The sequence below is a fragment of the Pseudomonas sp. NPDC089734 genome (assembly GCF_044748865.1).
Classification (GTDB): Bacteria; Pseudomonadota; Gammaproteobacteria; order Pseudomonadales; family Pseudomonadaceae; genus Aquipseudomonas.
Genome location: NZ_JBIVGV010000002.1, coordinates 148788 through 166998 on the forward strand (window position 1 = coordinate 148788; position 18211 = coordinate 166998).

Annotated in this window: 16 protein-coding genes and 1 riboswitch; of the genes, 10 read left to right on the forward strand and 6 right to left on the reverse strand. The window is 59.5% G+C overall.

Annotation, left to right across the window (positions count from 1 at the left end):
- The first annotated feature begins 28 nt into the window (after window positions 1-28).
- On the forward strand, window positions 29-874 hold the full coding sequence (choW, locus tag ACIPY9_RS03430) for a choline ABC transporter permease subunit (RefSeq protein ID WP_400697024.1): 846 nt from the start codon (window positions 29-31) through the stop codon (window positions 872-874).
- On the forward strand, window positions 871-2049 hold the full coding sequence (gene choV / locus ACIPY9_RS03435) for a choline ABC transporter ATP-binding protein (protein ID WP_400697026.1): 1179 nt from the start codon (window positions 871-873) through the stop codon (window positions 2047-2049). The genes choW and choV overlap by 4 nt, the downstream gene beginning before the upstream one ends.
- A 9-nt stretch (window positions 2050-2058) precedes the next feature.
- Here choV and ACIPY9_RS03440 read toward each other — a convergent pair whose 3' ends face one another.
- Window positions 2059-2988, reverse strand: coding sequence for a LysR substrate-binding domain-containing protein (locus ACIPY9_RS03440; RefSeq protein WP_400697028.1), 930 nt, complete (start codon window positions 2986-2988; stop codon window positions 2059-2061).
- Between the two features lie 143 nt (window positions 2989-3131).
- Here ACIPY9_RS03440 and ACIPY9_RS03445 point away from each other — a divergent pair, with 143 nt between their 5' ends.
- Window positions 3132-3746 carry a hemolysin III family protein gene (locus tag ACIPY9_RS03445; protein WP_400697029.1) on the forward strand — a complete coding sequence of 205 codons (615 nt, stop codon included), beginning with the start codon at window positions 3132-3134 and terminating at the stop codon, window positions 3744-3746.
- 59 nt (window positions 3747-3805) lie between these two features.
- On the opposite strand, the gene ACIPY9_RS03450 is transcribed toward ACIPY9_RS03445, so the two are convergent.
- A complete protein-coding gene (locus ACIPY9_RS03450; RefSeq protein ID WP_400697031.1) occupies window positions 3806-4525 on the reverse strand; it encodes a 16S rRNA (uracil(1498)-N(3))-methyltransferase in 720 nt (239 codons plus the stop codon).
- Between the two features lie 75 nt (window positions 4526-4600).
- Window positions 4601-6007, reverse strand: coding sequence for an adenosylmethionine--8-amino-7-oxononanoate transaminase (locus tag ACIPY9_RS03455; RefSeq protein WP_400697032.1), 1407 nt, complete (start codon window positions 6005-6007; stop codon window positions 4601-4603).
- Between the two features lie 187 nt (window positions 6008-6194).
- Here ACIPY9_RS03455 and ACIPY9_RS03460 point away from each other — a divergent pair, with 187 nt between their 5' ends.
- The 3 genes from ACIPY9_RS03460 (at window position 6195) to ACIPY9_RS03470 (ending at window position 9550) form a co-directional block, all read left to right on the forward strand.
- A complete protein-coding gene (locus ACIPY9_RS03460) occupies window positions 6195-8018 on the forward strand; it encodes an FAD-dependent oxidoreductase (protein ID WP_400697033.1) in 1824 nt (607 codons plus the stop codon).
- A 377-nt stretch (window positions 8019-8395) separates the two neighbouring features.
- Complete coding sequence (locus ACIPY9_RS03465) at window positions 8396-8944, forward strand: cytochrome b (RefSeq protein WP_400697035.1); 549 nt, start codon at window positions 8396-8398, stop codon at window positions 8942-8944.
- A 27-nt stretch (window positions 8945-8971) separates the two neighbouring features.
- Window positions 8972-9550: a YceI family protein gene (locus ACIPY9_RS03470; RefSeq protein WP_400697037.1), complete on the forward strand. Its 579-nt coding sequence runs from the start codon at window positions 8972-8974 to the stop codon at window positions 9548-9550.
- A gap of 125 nt (window positions 9551-9675) precedes the next feature.
- Here ACIPY9_RS03470 and ACIPY9_RS03475 read toward each other — a convergent pair whose 3' ends face one another.
- The 3 genes from ACIPY9_RS03475 to ahcY form a co-directional block, all read right to left on the reverse strand.
- A complete protein-coding gene (locus tag ACIPY9_RS03475) occupies window positions 9676-11556 on the reverse strand; it encodes a DEAD/DEAH box helicase (protein WP_400697039.1) in 1881 nt (626 codons plus the stop codon).
- Window positions 11557-11917: 361 nt separating this feature from the next.
- On the reverse strand, window positions 11918-12763 hold the full coding sequence (metF, locus tag ACIPY9_RS03480) for a methylenetetrahydrofolate reductase [NAD(P)H] (RefSeq protein WP_400697040.1): 846 nt from the start codon (window positions 12761-12763) through the stop codon (window positions 11918-11920).
- 114 nt (window positions 12764-12877) lie between these two features.
- Window positions 12878-14287: an adenosylhomocysteinase gene (gene ahcY / locus ACIPY9_RS03485; protein WP_400697042.1), complete on the reverse strand. Its 1410-nt coding sequence runs from the start codon at window positions 14285-14287 to the stop codon at window positions 12878-12880.
- 23 nt (window positions 14288-14310) lie between these two features.
- Window positions 14311-14413, reverse strand: a riboswitch (S-adenosyl-L-homocysteine riboswitch).
- 232 nt (window positions 14414-14645) lie between these two features.
- Between ahcY and ACIPY9_RS03490 the strand changes: the two genes are divergently transcribed.
- The 4 genes from ACIPY9_RS03490 to ACIPY9_RS03505 are packed head-to-tail and all read left to right on the forward strand — an operon-like array spanning window position 14646 to window position 18180.
- On the forward strand, window positions 14646-15029 hold the full coding sequence (locus ACIPY9_RS03490; RefSeq protein WP_400697044.1) for a DUF2946 domain-containing protein: 384 nt from the start codon (window positions 14646-14648) through the stop codon (window positions 15027-15029).
- 54 nt (window positions 15030-15083) lie between these two features.
- Window positions 15084-15545: a copper chaperone PCu(A)C gene (locus tag ACIPY9_RS03495; protein WP_400697045.1), complete on the forward strand. Its 462-nt coding sequence runs from the start codon at window positions 15084-15086 to the stop codon at window positions 15543-15545.
- 13 nt (window positions 15546-15558) lie between these two features.
- Window positions 15559-16002 carry a DUF2946 domain-containing protein gene (locus ACIPY9_RS03500; protein WP_400697047.1) on the forward strand — a complete coding sequence of 148 codons (444 nt, stop codon included), beginning with the start codon at window positions 15559-15561 and terminating at the stop codon, window positions 16000-16002.
- A 57-nt stretch (window positions 16003-16059) separates the two neighbouring features.
- The gene (locus tag ACIPY9_RS03505) at window positions 16060-18180 is read left to right on the forward strand and encodes a TonB-dependent copper receptor (protein WP_400697048.1); all 2121 of its coding nucleotides are present in this window, start codon (window positions 16060-16062) and stop codon (window positions 18178-18180) included.
- Window positions 18181-18211 lie beyond the last annotated feature (31 nt).

The window sequence follows — 18211 nt, forward strand, 5'->3', positions numbered from 1 at the left end:
TTCTTCCCGCAAGCGGACAATCGATACCATGCTGACTGATCATAAAATCCCTCTGGGCGAATACATCGCGGCCTTCGTCGACTGGCTGACACAACACGGCGCCAACTACTTCGACGCCATAGCCTCGACACTGGAAATGATGATTCACGGTCTGACCTTCGCCCTGACCTGGTTCAACCCGCTGGTATTGATTGGTCTGATTGCCGCTCTGGCGCATTACATCCAGCGCAAGTGGGGGTTGACGGTATTCGTCATTCTGGCATTCCTGTTGATCCTGAACCTGCATTATTGGCAGGAGACCATGGAAACCCTGGCCCAGGTGCTGTTCGCCACCCTGGTGTGCGTCGTCATCGGCGTACCGTTGGGCATCATTGCCGCGCACAAGCCCATGTTCTACACCTTCATCAGGCCGCTGCTGGACCTGATGCAGACCGTTCCGACGTTCGTATACCTGATTCCAACCCTGACCCTGTTCGGCCTGGGTGTCGTGCCCGGCCTGATTTCGACCGTGGTATTCGCCATCGCGGCACCGATTCGCCTGACGTACCTGGGCATTCGCGATGTCCCTCATGAACTGCTCGATGCCGGCAAGGCCTTTGGCTCGTCCCGTCGCCAGCTGCTGACCCGGATCGAACTGCCTTATGCCATGCCCAGCATCGCGGCCGGTATCACCCAATGCATCATGCTGTCACTGTCGATGGTGGTGATCGCGGCATTGGTGGGTGCCGACGGTCTGGGTAAACCTGTGGTCAATGCACTGAACACCGCTGATATCGCCCTGGGCTTCGAAGCCGGTCTGGCGATCGTACTGCTGGCAATCATGCTCGACCGTATCTGCAAACAACCCGAAGCCAAGGTAGGGTCCGACGCATGAGTATCATCAAATTCGACCAGGTAGACGTCATCTTCGCCAAGGATCCGCGTGAGGCCCTCAAGCTGCTGGATCAAGGCCTGACGCGTGATCAGATCCTCAAGCAGATCGGCCAGATCGTCGGGGTGGAAAAAGCCAGCCTGGAAATCGAGAAAGGCGAGATCTGCGTGCTGATGGGGCTGTCCGGCTCGGGCAAATCCAGCCTGTTGCGGTGCATCAACGGTCTCAATACCGTCAGCCGTGGCTCGCTGTATGTGGAACATCAAGGCTCACAGATCAATATCGCCAACTGCACGGCGGCCGAGCTGAAAATGATGCGCACCCAACGCATCGCGATGGTGTTCCAGAAGTTCGCCCTGATGCCCTGGCTGACAGTGCGCGAAAACATCAGCTTCGGCCTGGAAATGCAGGGCCGTCCGGAGAAGGAACGGCGCAAGCTGGTGGATGAAAAACTGGAGCTGGTTGGCCTGACCCAATGGCGCAACAAGAAACCCGATGCGCTGTCCGGCGGCATGCAGCAACGTGTCGGGCTGGCGCGTGCGCTGGCCATGGACGCCGACATTCTGTTGATGGACGAGCCCTTCTCCGCGCTCGATCCGCTGATTCGCCAAGGTCTCCAGGATGAATTGCTCACCCTGCAAAGCAAGTTGAACAAGACCATCGTGTTCGTCAGCCATGACCTGGACGAAGCCCTCAAGCTGGGCAGCCGTATCGCGATCATGAAAGACGGCCGGATCATTCAGTACAGCGTGCCCGAAGAGATCGTGCTCAATCCGGCCGACGACTATGTGCGCACTTTCGTCGCGCACACCAATCCACTCAACGTACTGTGCGGACGCAGCCTGATGCGGACCGTCGATAACTGCACCCGTATCAACGGCTCGGTGTGCCTGGACCCCGGCGTGGACTCCTGGCTGGATCTGGCCGACGGCAATGTCATCAAGGGCGCACGCCAGGGAGCCGCGCAGCTCAACCTGCAAAACTGGACACCGGGGCAGGACGTCAACAGCCTGGACCGTCGCCCGACGCTGGTGAACTCCACGATCGGCATGCGCGATGCCTTGCAGATCCGCTACCAGACAGGCAACAAGCTGGTGTTACAGGATGGCAACAAGGTTGTCGGCATCCTGGGCGACAGTGAGCTGTATCACGCGCTTCTCGGCAAGAATCTGGGGTGACCCCGGCCCTCATTCACTGTGAACAGGGGCCAGGCGGTTGGTGTACATCCGGCATTCGGCAATCAGCGCCAACAGGTTCGGGTCCCGCTCTCTGGACTTGAGAAACACCAGACCGATGTGTTGTTGCAGGTGATAGCGCTTTTGCAGCGGAATCAGTCGCACGCGGTTTTCATACACCGCCGCGATACGCCCCGGCAACAAGGCATAGCCCACCCCTGAACTGACCATGCTCAGGAGGGTGAAGATATCGTTGACCTGCATCGCCACCTTGGGCTCGAAACCCGCCTGCTGGAACACTCGCACACCATCACGGTGGGTGGCGAACCCTTGGGTCAGGGTGATGAAGGTCTCTTCACGCAGGTCACTCAGGTCAACCTCGCTGTGCCGGGAGAACGGAGAATCGGCAGGCACGGCCAGAAAGATATCGTCGGAAAACAGCGGCAGATGCTCGCAGTCAGGGTCATTGACGCTTTCATCCAGCGACACCAGCATCGCATCGGCTTCCATGTTCTTGAGCTTGTAGAGCAGGTCGATGTTCGAGCCCAGGATCAGGTCGATATTCAACTCGCTCCGGCGGATCTTCAGCCCCATGATGAGCTGCGGCACGGTCTTGACCGTCAGTGAGTAGAGGGCACCGAGCTTGAAACGCGCCGCCGAGAAGCCCGCAGCCTGACGTGTCATTTCAACCGTGGTCAGCACCTCCTGGATCAGCTTTTGTGCGCGTTCCTCCAGCACATAGGCGCTTTCCATCGGCGTCAGGTTACGGCCTTCGTGCTTGAACAGGGGGCAACGCAAGGCACTTTCCAGCGAGTGGATCGCACGGTGCACACTGACATTGCTGGTCTGCAACTCAGCGGCGGCGCGGGCCAGATTGCCGGTGCGCATGAAGGCCAGGAATATTTCCAGTTTCTTTAAGGTCAGCTCGTCATCGATCTGCATGTCGTGGCGCTTGTTGTTGGAGTGACAACGATTGTGCCTGACACATCCGACAATGGCTGCTGCAAATGTATGGATTGCACTTTGCCGCAATAGCTGAAAGCCTCTGCAACAGGTGTTCAGGTGTAATCAGCGGTGACGTTCAGATGTATTACGGAGAAAAATTCAACGCCTGGTCGCATCTGGTGGGCGCGATACTCGCCGCTGTCGGTGCCGTCTGGCTATTGGTGATGGCGAGCCTGCAGGGCGATGTCTGGAAGATCGTGGGAGTGGCGATCTATGGCGTTTGTCTGGTCAGCCTGTACAGCGTCTCGACGGTCTACCACAGTGTCCGCGGGCGGGCGAAGGTCATCATGCAGAAGGTCGATCACTTTTCGATCTATCTGATGATCGCAGGCAGCTACACGCCATTCTGTCTGGTGACATTACGCGGTCCCTGGGGCTGGAGCCTGTTCGGGATTGTCTGGGGGCTGGCGCTGATCGGCATCCTGCAGGAGATCAAGCCACGCTCCGAAGCCCGGATCATGTCCATCGTGATCTACGCGGTGATGGGCTGGATTGTACTGGTGGCCGTCAAACCGCTATTGGCAGCCCTGGGAATGGCAGGCTTCATCTGGCTGGCAGGCGGTGGCGTGCTGTACACCGTGGGCATTATCTTTTTTGCCTACGACCACATTCGCCATTGGCACGGTATCTGGCATCTGTTCGTGATTGCCGGCAGCCTGATGCACTTCGTGGCGATCTGTTTCTACGTCCTGTAGGAGCGAATTCATTCGCGAATAATCGTATTTTCGCGAATGAATTCGCTCCTGCAAATAGGCTAGAAATCGCCCCACAACTGTTGCGCAACGCTTAACGCCACTACCGGCGCGGTTTCGGTGCGCAACACGCGCGGGCCGAGGCGTGCAGCGTGGAAGCCAGCGCCCTTGGCCTGCTCGACTTCCGCGTCGTTCAAGCCGCCTTCAGGACCGATCAGAAAGGCCAGCGTTGCCGGCTTTTCATGGCTGGTCAGCGGTTCTGCGACCGGGTGCAGCACCAGCTTGAGGTCGGCCTCAGTACGTTTGAGCCAGTCGGCCAGCGGAACAGGCGGATGGATCACTGGAACCACCGAACGACCGCATTGCTCGCAGGCGCTGATTGCAATCTGTTGCCAGTGCGCCTGACGCTTTTCGGCGCGTTCGTCCTTGAGGCGCACTTCGCAACGCTCGCTGACGATAGGGGTAATTTCGCTGACACCCAGTTCTGTGGCTTTCTGGATCGCCCAGTCCATGCGCTCGCCACGCGACAGCCCCTGCCCCAGATGAATGCGCAGTGGCGATTCGACCTGCCCGGCCAGACTTTCATCCAGCTGAACGCGCACACGTTTCTTGCCGACTTCCAGCAGCGTGCCGCGAAACTCCATCCCCGAACCGTCGAACAGTTGCAACGCATCGCCTTCGACCATCCGCAGTACGCGACTGATGTAGTGCGCCTGGGCCTCTGGCAATTCGTGTTCGCCAAGGCTCAGGGTGGCGTCGATAAAGAAGCGGGACAATCTCATGGTGGGTCTCTGGGTGGTTATTCTTGCAAACGTGGTGTGCGGAGTTTTCGGGGATGAATCCCCTCCTGCTGGGTGTTAACCCGGGTCCCGGAAATCGGGGTGGAAGTTTTCTCTCACGGCCACGCTGATGCTGCTGCGGGTGGCGATATCGATGCCTTCACTGGCCACTTCGGCCAGGAAATCGATCTGCTCAGGGGTGATCACGTACGGCGGCAGGAAGTACACCACACTGCCCAGCGGCCTCAACAATGCGCCACGCTCCAGCGCATGCTGGAAGACTTGCATGCCGCGACGCTCCTGCCATGGGTAAGCGGTCTTGCTCGCCTTGTCCTGCACCATTTCAATGGCGAGGGCCATGCCGGTCTGGCGCACTTCCGCTACATGGGGATGGTCCACCAGATGCGCCGTTGCAGTGGCCATCCGCTGTGCCAGCGCCTTGTTGTTTTCGATGACATTGTCCTGCTCGAAGATATCCAGCGTCGCCAGTGCCGCCGCACAGGCCAGCGGGTTACCGGTGTAGCTGTGAGAATGCAGGAAGGCGCGCAGCGTCGGGTAGTCATCGTAGAAGGCGTCGTACACCTCATCGGTGGTCAGACAGGCAGCCAGCGGCAGGTAGCCGCCGGTCAGGGCCTTGGACAGGCACAGAAAATCCGGGCGGATACCGGCCTGCTCACAGGCAAACATGCTGCCGGTACGACCGAAGCCCACGGCGATTTCATCGTGGATCAGATGCACACCGTAACGGTCACAGGCCTCGCGCAGCAGCTTGAGATAGACCGGGTGATACATGCGCATACCGCCCGCGCCCTGAATCAGAGGCTCGACGATCACGGCAGCCACGCTGTCGTGATGCTCGGCCAGGGTCTGCTCCATGGCGGCGAACATGTTGCGCGAATGCTCTTCCCAGCTCATGCCTTGCGGGCGGTGGTAGCAATCCGGGCTGGGCACCTTGAGGGTGTCCATGAGCAGCGCCTTATAGGTTTCAGTGAACAGCGGCACATCGCCTACCGACATCGCGGCCATGGTTTCGCCGTGGTAGCTGTTGGTCAGGGTGACAAAGCGCTTCTTGTTCGGCTGACCGCGATTGAGCCAGTAGTGAAAGCTCATTTTCAGCGCAACTTCGATGCAGGAAGACCCATTATCGGCGTAGAAGCAGCGTGTAAGCCCTTCAGGCGTGAGCTTGACCAGACGTTCGGAGAGTTCGATCACCGGCTGATGGCTGAAGCCGGCCAGAATGACGTGCTCCAGTTGATCGACCTGATCCTTGATGCGCTGGTTGATGCGCGGGTTGGCGTGGCCGAAGACGTTGACCCACCAGGAGCTGACAGCATCCAGATAACGCTTGCCTTCAAAGTCCTCCAGCCAGACGCCTTCACCGCGCTTGATCGGAATCAGGGGCAGGCTTTCGTGATCTTTCATCTGTGTGCAGGGGTGCCACAGGACCTTGAGGTCGCGTTGCATCCACTGGTCATTAAGGCCCATTGGCAATCTCCGGGTAGCAGCTCGCATGACGCGAGGGCGAACAATCGCGCAAGCCTATGCAATGCCCGGCTGTGGGACAACCATTTGTATCGTTTTGAACATGGCTGGCGGGCATTTTATGGCTGGCGTATGCTGCGCGCCTCTTCTTTGGCATTGGCCATTTCCCCTGTTTTTCGGAGTTCTCGGAATGCTTTCTGGTTGGCTGCGCGGGTGTGCGTTTGTCGTGATAGGGCTGGTCAGCGTTTCAGCGCTCGCCAATGAAAAACAACGCACGGCCATTGTCGTCGGCGGCGGTCTGGCCGGTCTGACGGCGGCCTATGAATTACAGAACAAAGGCTGGCAGGTGACCTTGCTGGAAGCCAGACCCAACATCGGCGGACGCTCGGGACTGGCCACCAGCGAGTGGATCGGCAACACCAAGACCCAGCCGGTCCTGAACCGCTATCTGGACAACTTCAAGATCCAGAGCGTGCCGGCTCCCGAGTTTGTGCGTACCCCCAGCTACCTGATCGACGGCGTGCATTTCACCCAGGCCGATCTGGCGCTCAAGCAACCGGCGACCGCCGAGGCCATCAAGCGCTATGAAGAGACGCTGGACAATCTGGCACGCTCCATCGAAAACCCGGAAAACCCGGCGGCCAACAGCACCCTGTTCGCCCTGGATCAGATCAACGTCTCCAACTGGCTGGACCGCCTGAACCTGCCCGCAACGGCACGGCAGCTGATCAACCAGGAAATCCGTACCCGCTATGACGAGCCTTCGCGCCTGTCGCTGCTGTACTTTGCCCAGCAATCGCGGGTGTATCGTTCGGTGGATGAGCGCGACCAGCGCGCAGCCCGTCTGCCGGGCGGCAGCGTGGTACTGGCCCAGGCCTTCGTCAAACAACTCAAGACCATCAAGACCAGTTCCCCGGTGTCGGCCATCGTGCAGGACAAGGACAGCGTCACGGTCAAGGTCGGGGCCGTGGGTTACAGCGCCGATTATGTGGTGCTGGCCGTCCCTCTGCGCTCGTTGAGCAACATTCAGATGACACCGGCACTGGATGCCCAGCACATGGGCGCCCTGAAAGGCACCAACTATGGCTGGCGCGACCAGATCATGCTCAAGTTCAAGACGCCGGTCTGGGACAGCAAGGCGCGCATGTCGGGTGAAATCTTCAGCAACACCGGCCTGGGCATGCTGTGGATCGAGCCTGCACTCAAGGGCGGTGCCAACGTGGTGATCAACCTGTCCGGCGACAATGCCCGGATCATGCAGGCATTCGGTGACAAGCAACTGGTCGATCAGGTGCTGATTCGCCTGCACACGTTTTATCCACAGGCCCGAGGCGCCTACACCGGCTACGAGATTCGCCGTTACAGCGTCGATCCCTCAACCGGCGGTTCTTATCTGGCATTCGGTCCGGGCCAGATCAGCAAATACTGGCGCTTGTGGGAAAAACCCGTTCAACGCGTAGCCTTTGCGGGTGAGCACACCGACGCCCTGTACCCCGGCACACTGGAAGGCGCCTTGCGCAGTGGTCAGCGGGCGGCCAGCCAGGTGCAGGATCTGGCAGCCGGTAAATCCTTCGAGCCGGTCAAGGTCGCTCCAGCCCCGACCCCGGCGCCTGTAGAGAAGAAATCCGAAGGTGGTTTCTTCAGCAACCTGTTCGGTGGTTCCTCGGAGAAACCGGCTGAAAAACCGGTCGAGAAGCCTGTCGAGAAAGCCCCTGAGCCGACTCCCGCTCCCGTTGCACCTGTTGTCGCTCCCGTTGTTACGCCAGTGGCCGAACCGGCCAAGACACCGGCGAAAGCCGAGCCAGCCAAGGCGACTTCGACCAAGGCAGAGCAAGCCAGGAAAACCCCGGCCAAGGAAGCCGTTAAAAAAGAGCCAGTGAAAAAAGAAGCCGCGCACAAGGAAAAGGCTCCCGCCAAATCCACCGCTCCGGCGAAAACACCGGCAAAAACCGAGGCTGCCAAAGCGCCAGCCAAGACAAAGGTCGAGCCGACAGCGACAGAGACCAAGAACTGATCGCCAAGCGCTGACCTGAAAGGGCACGGTATTCCTACCGTGCCCTTTTTTTATGCGCCGCCCATTCGTTCTTTATAAACCTGTGGAGTGGAACTTTTGGCAGAGTGCCGTTCATCGCCATTGAACGGCCGATGGTCATGGCAGAGTGTTACTGACCAGAATTTATCGAGATGCTGCGCCAGCAAAACAGCCGATTGTCATTGAAAAGCCTCGAAAGAGCCTTCGAGAAGACGGGGATCAAACATCGAGGAAGCGATTCAGGAAGGCGCGACAACATGCCTTTGATCGTATTTTTCGATATTTCAGAGCAAATTTTTGCGCTTTCATTCGATAGATAAAAAGCTAGTCTGGTAACACTTCTCACAGGGTAATTGGCGATGCAGTTACGTAATTCATCCTCTCGCTACGGTCTGGTCGGCATGGTGCTGCATTGGGGCGTGGCTGTTGTGGTCTTTGGTTTGTTTGCGCTTGGGCTATGGATGATGGGGCTGGATTATTACGATAGCTGGCGCAAGGCCGGACCCGATCTGCACAAGAGCATCGGTATCACGTTGTTTGCCGTGATGCTGTTCCGTGTGGTCTGGCGCTTTCTCAGCCCGCCGCCTCCCCCCCTGGACAGCTACAGTAAGTTGACGCGCCTCGGTGCTGCGTTTGGCCATCTGTTTCTGTATGTCGCGCTGTTTGCCGTGATGCTCGCCGGTTACCTGATTTCCACAGCCGACGGCGTCGGGATTCCGGTTTTCGGCCTGTTCGAGGTTCCGGCACTGATCAGTGGCCTGCCCGGGCAGTCCGAGACGGCGGGCTGGATACACTTTTATCTGGCATGGTTCATCGTTGTGTTTGCGGTGCTCCATGGCCTGGCTGCACTGAAACACCACTTCATCGATCGCGATGTGACCCTCAAGCGTATGCTGGGTCGTAACTGATTGTTCAACCAAAACGGGAATAAAAGCATGTTGAAGAAGTCTCTCGCCGCTCTGGCTCTAGGTACTGCTCTGCTGTCTGCTGGTCAGGCGATGGCTGCTGATTACGTGATCGACAAGGAAGGCCAGCACGCTTTCGTTGACTTCAAGATCAGCCACCTGGGCTACAGCTTCATTCATGGCACATTCAAGGACTGGAGCGGTACTTTCAGCTTCGACGCTGCCAAGCCTGAAGCCAGCAAGATCGCTGTCGATCTGAAAACCGCCAGCCTCTTCACCAACCACGCCGAGCGCGACAAGCACATCCTCAGCAAGGACTTCCTGGACGCTGGCAAATACCCAGAAGCCAAGTTCGTCTCCACCAGTGTCAAATCCACTGGCGAGAAAACCGCTGACGTCACTGGCGACCTGACCCTGCACGGTGTCACCAAGCCAATCGTGATCAAGGCCACTTTCAACGGCGAAGGTAAAGACCCATGGGGCGGCTACCGTGCCGGCTTCAACGGTACTTCGACACTTAACCTGAATGACTTCGGCATCAAAGGCCCAGGCCCGTCTTCCCAGACTCTGGACCTGAACATCACCTTTGAAGGTATTCAGAAGAAGTAAGCCTGGCTGCACGATAAAACGCCGACCTCAGGGTCGGCGTTTTTGTTTTCGGGGGCGCAGGAGCAATACCACCCCCAATGAAAACGCCCCGAACATGTCGGGGCGTTTTCATTTCAGCAGGGCTTTCAGCTTTCGCGATTGCGCGTCAGCAAGGCCGGTTTTTCACCGCGTGGGCGGCTTGGCAACTGATCGAGCTGCTCGGCAGACGGGAACCGATCGATTTTCGATTCCTTGTGCACGATTCTCGGTTGCGGCTGGCCTTCACGCGGATTGCGCACGAGCGGTTCCTGACGGGCCTGATCGTCACGTGCCGGACGGCGGTTGCGTGGCTGACCGTCACGGGAGCCGCCATTGCGCGAACCGGATCCGGAACCATTGCGCTTGCCCGAAGTGCCGTTGCCAGCACCCGAGCCATTGCTGCTGCGCGGGTTGCCCTGGCGACCCTGGCCCTGTGGACGTCCCGCACCACCCGCTGCACCTTGTGCCGCAGGCGCACCGGGGCGACGGCCGCGTCCAGATGCCTTGTTCTGGTAAGGGCTGACGTAGTCGGCGCGGTTGCCGAAGTTATCCACATCGTCATCCAGGAACTCGTCAGGCGCGCGGTCCGGTGCCGGGCGCGGCGGTTGTGACTGACGCTGTTCACGGGGCGAGCCTTCGCGAGGTTTTCTTTCGCGAGGCTGACGGGCAGGACGTTCGCCGGCAGCGGCGGCGGCAGGTTTTTCCTTGCCTTTGTCCTTGCCCTTGTCACGGCGACCGCCGTTGTTACTCTTTTCGCCTTCGCCACGTGGAGCACGTGATCCGCGCGGGTTACGGACGTCCGGGCGCTCGCGGACTTCAGGCTTCTCGGCCTCGACCGCATTGATGTCGAAGCCCATCAGGTCGCCGTCCGGGATTTTCTGACGGGTCATGCGCTCGATGCTTTTGAGCAGCTTCTCTTCGTCCGGTGCCACCAGCGAAATCGCTTCACCGGTACGACCTGCGCGGCCGGTACGGCCAATGCGGTGGACGTAGTCTTCATCGACGTTGGGCAGCTCGAAGTTGACCACATGGGGCAACTGGTCGATGTCCAGGCCACGGGCGGCAATATCGGTCGCGACCATGATGCGCACATCGCCCGCCTTGAAATCGGCCAGGGCTTTGGTACGGGCGTTCTGGCTCTTGTTGCCGTGAATGGCAACGGCGCTCAGACCATGCTTGTCCAGGTACTCGGCCAGACGGTTGGCACCGTGCTTGGTACGGGTGAAGACCAGAACCTGCTCCCATGCCCCCTGAGTGATCAGGTGCGCCAGCAGCGAACGCTTGTGGTTGGCCGGCAGGCGGAAGACCCGTTGCTCGATACGCTCGACCGTGGTGTTCGGTGGCGTGACTTCGATGCGCTCGGGGTCGTGCAGCAACTTGCTGGCCAGTGCGGTGATGTCAGCCGAGAAGGTCGCCGAAAACAGCAGGTTCTGACGCTTGGCAGGCAAGCGGGCGAGCACTTTCTTCACATCATGGACGAAGCCCATGTCGAGCATCCGGTCGGCTTCGTCGAGCACCAGGATTTCAACGTGGGAAAGGTCGACGCTACCCTGGCCGGCCAGATCGAGCAGACGACCCGGGCAGGCCACCAGCACGTCGACACCACGGGCCATGGCCTGAACCTGCGGGTTCATGCCGACGCCGCCAAAAATGCAGGCGCTGACGAACTTCAGGTCACGGGCATAGAGCTTGAAGCTGTCATGCACCTGAGCGGCGAGTTCGCGGGTGGGGGTCAGGACCAGCACGCGAGGTTGGCGCGGGCCATGACGCTGGGATTTGTCCGGGTGACCGTTGGGGAACAACCGCTCCAGAATCGGGAGGGCGAAGCCACCGGTTTTACCAGTACCTGTCTGTGCCGCAACCATCAGGTCGCGACCTTGCAACACGGCGGGAATGGCCCGCTGTTGCACCGGAGTAGGCTGGGTATAGCCCGCTGCCTCGATGGCGCGGACTAAAGCCTCGGAGAGACCGAGGGAAGCAAAGGACATGAGTAATCCTGTTCTGTTGGAGCTTGAGCTCAAGGGATAATCTTGCCTGGCGCGAATGGCGTTCAGGCCTCGTAAAAACGGCAGGTGCTTGATTGCCTGCTTTTTGTACTGAGACTGAGAAGACGCGATCCCGTCCGGTCCTGCAGGGTCTCTGGTTCATTCCGGGGCATTGGCGCGGCTTGGAAAGGCGCTGTTGCGTGGTCGAAATGGGCTCTGCAAGACCGAGCGTCCGGGCGTAAGCCTGGCGGGAAGGCTGGAGTATAACAGAGCCAACGCGCTGTGCTGCTTTCATGCTGCCCAACGGTTTCAGCTACAGGCATTCACGGACATGAGCCGGGAATGCCTGCCTGGAAAAAACGCTTCAGCGTGGCAGCTTCAGGTTGTTCCAGATGGCCAGGCTCGGTTCAGCCTGGTTGAGCGTGTAGAAATGCAGACCCGGTGCACCACCTTCCAGCAGGCGTTCGCACATCTGCGTGATGACCTGCTCGCCGAATGCCTGGATGCTTTGAGTGTCATCGCCGTAGGCTTCCAGCTGCTTGCGGATCCAGCGCGGGATTTCCGCACCGCATGCATCCGAGAAACGGGCCAGCTTGGTGTAGTTGGTGATAGGCATGATGCCCGGCACGACCGGCAGGCTAACGCCTTTCTTCTGTACGCGCTCCAGGAAGTAGAAATAGCTGTCGGCGTTGAAGAAGTATTGGGTGATCGCACTGTCTGCACCGGCCTTGGCCTTGTGCACGAAGTTTTTCACATCGTCGTCGAAGTTGTGCGCCTGAGGGTGCATCTCCGGGTAGGCCGCGACCTCGATATGGAAGTGACTGCCGGTTTCCTCACGAATGAAGGACACCAGATCGCTGGCATAACGAAGCTCGCCGCTGGCCATGCCCATGCCCGAAGGCAGGTCACCGCGCAGAGCGACGATGCGTTTGATACCGGCATTCTTGTACTGGGCCAGCAGGTCACGCAATTCGGCCTTGCTGTCGCCCACGCACGACAGGTGCGGTGCAGCAGGGACTTTGACTTCGTTTTCCAGTTGCAGCACGGTATTCATCGTGCGGTCACGGGTAGAACCACCGGCACCATAGGTGCAGGAGAAGAAATCCGGGTTGTAGCTGGCAAGCTGACGCGCAACGGTCAGCAGCTTTTCATGCCCAGCATCGGTCTTGGTCGGGAAGAACTCGAAGCTGAAGCGACGGTCTTGGCTCATGGAGGCCGATCTCACTGTAGGAGCGAACTTGTTCGCGAAATGGTCGTAACGACCGCTTCGCGCTCGATCGCGGACAAGTCCGCTCCTACTGGGGGAGCGGACTGCCCGTATCAATCAGTAACGGTAAGCGTGTGGCTTGAACGGACCTTCGACGGTCACGCCGATGTAGTCGGCCTGGGTCTTGGTCAGTTTGGTCACGACGCCGCCGAAACCGCGGACCATTTCCAGGGCCACTTCTTCGTCGAGTTTCTTCGGCAGTACTTCAACGGTCAGACGCTCTGCCTTTTGAGCAGGAGTCAGGTCGGCGTACTTCTGGCCGAACAGGAAGATCTGAGCCAGAACCTGGTTGGCGAACGAGCCGTCCATGATGCGGCTTGGGTGGCCTGTGGCGTTGCCCAGGTTAACCAGACGGCCTTCGGCCAGCAGGATCAGGTAGTCGTCGTTCTGTGGGTCGAAAGAACCGGCGCCAGTGCGGTGGATCTTGTGGACCTGTGGCTTCACTTCTTCCCATGCCCAGTTCTTGCGCATGAAAGCGGTGTCGATTTCGTTGTCGAAGTGACCGATGTTGCAGACCACGGCACGTTTTTTCAGCGCAGTGAGCATGTTCGCGTCACAGACGTTGACGTTACCGGTGGTGGTCACGATCAGGTCGATCTTGCCCAGCAGAGCCTTGTCGATGCTGGCAGCGGTGCCGTCGTTTTCACCGTTGATGAACGGCGAAACCACTTCGAAACCGTCCATGCAGGCTTGCATGGCGCAGATCGGGTCGACTTCGGTGACCTTGACGATCATGCCTTCCTGACGCAGGGACTGAGCCGAGCCCTTGCCCACGTCACCGTAACCGATGACCAGCGCCTGTTTGCCGGACAGCAGGTGGTCAGTACCACGCTTGATGGCGTCGTTCAGGCTGTGACGGCAACCGTATTTGTTGTCGTTCTTGCTCTTGGTGACCGAGTCGTTGACGTTGATGGCCGGGATTTTCAGCTCGCCCTTGGCCAGCATGTCCAGCAGGCGGTGAACGCCGGTGGTGGTTTCTTCGGTCACACCGTGGATGCGCTCGAGCATCTGTGGGTATTTCTTGTGCAGGATCTCGGTCAGGTCGCCGCCGTCGTCGAGGATCATGTTGGCATCCCATGGCTGGCCATCTTTCAGGATGGTCTGCTCGATGCACCACTCGTATTCTTCTTCGGTTTCGCCTTTCCAGGCGAAAACAGGGATGCCGGCAGCGGCAATGGCAGCAGCAGCCTGATCCTGGGTGGAGAAAATGTTGCACGACGACCAGCGAACTTCAGCGCCCAGTGCGACCAGGGTTTCGATCAGCACGGCCGTCTGGATGGTCATGTGAATGCAACCGAGGATCTTCGCGCCCTTGAGCGGTTGTTCACCGGCATATTTGCGGCGCAGCCCCATCAGGGCTGGCATTTCGGATTCGGCGATGATGGTTTCGCGACGGCCCCAGGCCGCCAGGGAAATATCGGCAACCTTGAAATCGTTAAAATCTGCAGGCGTGATTACAGCACTCATTGAGAGTCTCCATTCCATAAAAATGCGAATGGGCGCCGTTGTGCGTTTAAGGCCTGACCGGGGGCCGGTCAGACAACGCCCCATCCGAGCCTGACAGGAAAACCTGCTGCAGCGCCCCTCGGACAGGTGGCGGGAAAACGGTAGCAAGTGAAGATGACCGTTTTGAAACGGGGGGCAGTATAGCCGCGCTGACGATTCTTCCCAAGGGTTTCTATCGGCGAAGCTGACGGTACAGCTCCTCGGCGCAACCGAGCCCCTCCTCCGCGACACCTGACCACGCCTCTGGCTTTTTACTTATCGCCCCCGTTCAGGCTAAATGGCGGGGTCGACTGGATTGTTCACTCAAACGGAAACCGTAATGTCCCAACGCCGGACAACATCGGTCTGGATTGCCTGCTTTGCAGTGCTGTTCAGCCTGCTGGCCATGCCTCTGTCGCCGGGTGCTGCGCGCACGTCGGGCGAGCAGCTGTTATGGGGCAGTTTCTGCAGTGGCAGTGGCACGCGTCTGGTGGCGATCTCTCTGGGCGATACCACTCAAAGCACACCGGCCCAGGACGATCACAGTGGCATGCAGCATTGTGCCTGCTGCTCAGGCTCTATCGTGGTCGCCCTCTCTTCGGGCTTTCACGATCTGCTGGTCAGGCCGGAGCCGGACTATTTCCCGGCTGAGATTTTCCTGAGCCATGCCTCCCCCCGCCAGCAATGGCCAAGCGCCAATCCCCGAGCCTCTCCGCACGCCTGATGTTCACTTCGCGAGTGTTTCAACACGCCTGAATGAATTGACCGGAGAACCACAATGCTCAAGAAAGCCCTCATGCTGGCCGCGTTGCTGCTGCCTGCCTGCTTTGCCCATGCTCACGAATACACCGGCGGCCAGTTGTTGATCGGCCATCCATGGTCCATGGAACTGCCACCGAATGCGCCGACCGTGGCGGCGTACTTCACCATCGAGAACAAGGGCAACAGCCCTGACCGTCTGCTCAGCGTCAAAAGCCCCATCGCAGGCGAAGCGCAACTGCATGAACACGTGCAGACCAACGGGCTGATGAAGATGCAACAGGTCCCGTCCGTTGCCGTCCCGGCAGGCGCAAAGGTCAGTTTTGCACCCATGGCCTATCACGTCATGCTGCTGGACATCAAAGACCGCTCCCTGCTCACGCTTGGCCAGCGCTTCCCGATGACGCTGCATTTCGAGAAGGCAGGCGATATCGATGTACAGGTCGTGATCCAGAAGCAGGAGCCCGAACACAAGCATTGATTGACTGCCTGACTTGAGCGCCATGCGCCCTGATCGCGCCAGCTTGTCCGCACCTCGTAGAACCCGAGGCGCGTGGCTGAGCCTGTTCGCCATGTTGATGATCTTTATCGGCCCGCTGGTTTCCCAGTCGATGCCGATGGAGCATCACGCCGGTATGTCCATGTCGATGCCCATGTCCGCGTCGATGGACATGGAAATGTCCCACGCTCATCACGGCGGCAGCGAACATCACCAGCCGGTCGATACGGGCATGGGCGATCATGCGTTATGGGCCAAATGTGGCTACTGCACCCTGTTGTTCAGTTGTCCTGCCCTGCCTCAAGTGCTGACACTGGTGGCTGCAACACCGCCCAAGCCCTCGGACTTCTTTGCCGCCATCACCCGGCAGAGTCATGCCCGTCAAAGCGCCTACCTTCACGCCCGCAGCCGGGCACCGCCTTCTTCAGTCCTGTCCTGAACCCTGACAACCGCAGCCCGAAGGCTGCGCGACCCTGACTGAATGAATGGAACGCTTATGTCCAGCTCCCGGATACGCGCGCGTGCGCCACGCTTCATGCCGAACCTTTCCCGGATACGTTACAGGCACGCCCTCAGCGTGCTGTGCGGCACGGCCCTGACGCCTTTTGCGCTGGCCGCCACCGATACCGCCCTGCACGATCATGAAACCAACGAAATCAGCCCGACCGTCATCACCGCCGTGGCCCCCAGCTCGCCCCTGACGGTCGTCACCGATCCCAAGGACCCTCGCCAGCCCGTGCCGGCCAGCGACGGTGCGGATTACCTGAAAACCATTCCGGGCTTTTCCGCGATCCGTGCAGGCGGGACCAATGGCGACCCGGTCCTGCGCGGCATGTTCGGTTCACGTCTGAATATCCTCACCAACGGCAGCCTGATGCTCGGTGCCTGCCCGAACCGGATGGATGCACCGACCTCCTACATTTCGCCGGAAACCTACGACCGCCTGACGGTGATCAAAGGCCCGCAATCCGTACAGTGGGGGCCGGGCTCTTCGGCTGGCACGGTGCTTTTCGAGCGCGAACCGGAACACTTCGGTGAGTTGGGCACGCGCGTCAATGCCAGCCTGCTGGCAGGTTCCAATGGGCGGTTCGACAAGCTGGTGGATGCCGCAGCAGGTGGGCAACTGGGGTATGTGCGGGTGATTGGCAACCAGTCCCGTTCGGACGATTACCAGGACGGCAACGGCGATACCGTGCCGTCACGCTGGGAGAAATGGAACGGCGATGTCACCCTGGGCTGGACCCCGGATGCCGATACGCTGCTGGAGCTGACCGCCGGCAAGGGCGATGGCGAAGCCCGTTATGCCGGACGCGGCATGGACGGCTCTCAATTCAAGCGTGAAAGCCTTGGATTGCGCTTCGAGAAATCCAATATCGGCGATGTTCTCGACAAGGTTGAAGCACAGGTCTATTACAACTACGCCGATCATGTGATGGACAACTACAACCTGCGCAACCCCTCGGGCACCGGCATGATGGCTTCAGCCATGGCCAGCAACGTGGATCGCCGCACCATGGGCGCACGCCTCAAGGCCACCTGGCGCTGGGACGATGTGCAGTTGATCAGCGGCATCGACGCCCAGACCAACGAACACCGCGCCCGTTCGGCTTCCGGCGTCGACACCTATAAAGCGCTGCCATGGACCAAGGATGCCGACTTCCATAACTACGGCATTTTCAGCGAACTGACCTGGTATGCCGCGCAACAGGACCGAATCATCGGTGGAGCACGTCTGGACAGGGCCTCGGTCAAGGATTATCGGCAAAGCACCGGCTCGGGCATGATGGCCACAGCCAACCCTACCGCCGACAAGACCCGCGCCGACACCCTGCCCAGCGGTTTCCTTCGCTATGAACATGACCTGACCTCGGCCCCCGCCACGGTCTATGCAGGGCTGGGCCATGTGCAGCGCTTCCCGGATTACTGGGAACTGTTTTCCCCCACCTCCGGGCCAGAGGGGTCCGTCAACGCCTACGACTCGATCAAGCCGGAGAAAACCACACAGTTCGACTTCGGTATTCAGTACAAGACCGATGATCTGGAAGCCTGGGCCTCAGGTTACGTCGGCCAGGTACGTGACTATATTCTGTTCGCCTACAGCGATGGCGGCATGATGGGCTCGACCTCGCAGGCACAGAATATCGATGCCCGGATCATGGGCGGCGAACTGGGGGCGGCCTATCAACTGACGTCCAACTGGAAAGCCGACGCCACCCTGGCCTACGCCTGGGGCAAGAACAGCAGCGACGGCACTGCCTTGCCACAGATGCCGCCACTGGAAACCCGTCTGGGCTTGAGCTATACCCGTGATGCCTGGAGCGCGGGGGCCTTGTGGCGAGTGGTCAGCAAACAGACTCGCATCGACCTGAACAAAGGCAACGTGGTCGGCAAGGATCTGGATGAAAGCCCGGGCTTTGGCGTGTTCTCACTCAACGGCGCGTACCGCGTCAACAAGCACCTCAAGCTCAGTGCCGGGGTCGATAACCTGCTGGACAAGAACTACGCCGAACACCTGAACCTGGCAGGCAATGCCGGTTTCGGCTTCTCGGCCGATGACCCCAGTGCAATCAATGAACCGGGCCGCACGCTGTGGACCAGGGTCGATGTGAGCTTCTGATGATGAACCGTGATTCAGCCTTGAATTCTTT

Bases quoted from the DNA above. Each gene is read 5' to 3' on its own strand.
- ACIPY9_RS03450 (WP_400697031.1), bottom strand. From the start codon at position 4,525: ATGAGATTGTCCCGCTTCTTTATCGACGCCACCCTGAGCCTTGGCGAA.
- ACIPY9_RS03475 (WP_400697039.1), bottom strand. From the start codon at position 11,556: ATGTCCTTTGCTTCCCTCGGTCTCTCCGAGGCTTTAGTCCGCGCCATC.
- ahcY (WP_400697042.1), bottom strand. From the start codon at position 14,287: ATGAGTGCTGTAATCACGCCTGCAGATTTTAACGATTTCAAGGTTGCC.
- ACIPY9_RS03505 (WP_400697048.1), top strand. From the start codon at position 16,060: ATGTCCAGCTCCCGGATACGCGCGCGTGCGCCACGCTTCATGCCGAAC.
- ACIPY9_RS03460 (WP_400697033.1), top strand. From the start codon at position 6,195: ATGCTTTCTGGTTGGCTGCGCGGGTGTGCGTTTGTCGTGATAGGGCTG.
- choW (WP_400697024.1), top strand. From the start codon at position 29: ATGCTGACTGATCATAAAATCCCTCTGGGCGAATACATCGCGGCCTTC.
- ACIPY9_RS03440 (WP_400697028.1), bottom strand. From the start codon at position 2,988: ATGCAGATCGATGACGAGCTGACCTTAAAGAAACTGGAAATATTCCTG.
- metF (WP_400697040.1), bottom strand. From the start codon at position 12,763: ATGAGCCAAGACCGTCGCTTCAGCTTCGAGTTCTTCCCGACCAAGACC.
- ACIPY9_RS03490 (WP_400697044.1), top strand. From the start codon at position 14,646: ATGTCCCAACGCCGGACAACATCGGTCTGGATTGCCTGCTTTGCAGTG.
- ACIPY9_RS03455 (WP_400697032.1), bottom strand. From the start codon at position 6,007: ATGGGCCTTAATGACCAGTGGATGCAACGCGACCTCAAGGTCCTGTGG.
- choV (WP_400697026.1), top strand. From the start codon at position 871: ATGAGTATCATCAAATTCGACCAGGTAGACGTCATCTTCGCCAAGGAT.
- ACIPY9_RS03445 (WP_400697029.1), top strand. From the start codon at position 3,132: ATGTATTACGGAGAAAAATTCAACGCCTGGTCGCATCTGGTGGGCGCG.
- ACIPY9_RS03495 (WP_400697045.1), top strand. From the start codon at position 15,084: ATGCTCAAGAAAGCCCTCATGCTGGCCGCGTTGCTGCTGCCTGCCTGC.
- ACIPY9_RS03470 (WP_400697037.1), top strand. From the start codon at position 8,972: ATGTTGAAGAAGTCTCTCGCCGCTCTGGCTCTAGGTACTGCTCTGCTG.
- ACIPY9_RS03465 (WP_400697035.1), top strand. From the start codon at position 8,396: ATGCAGTTACGTAATTCATCCTCTCGCTACGGTCTGGTCGGCATGGTG.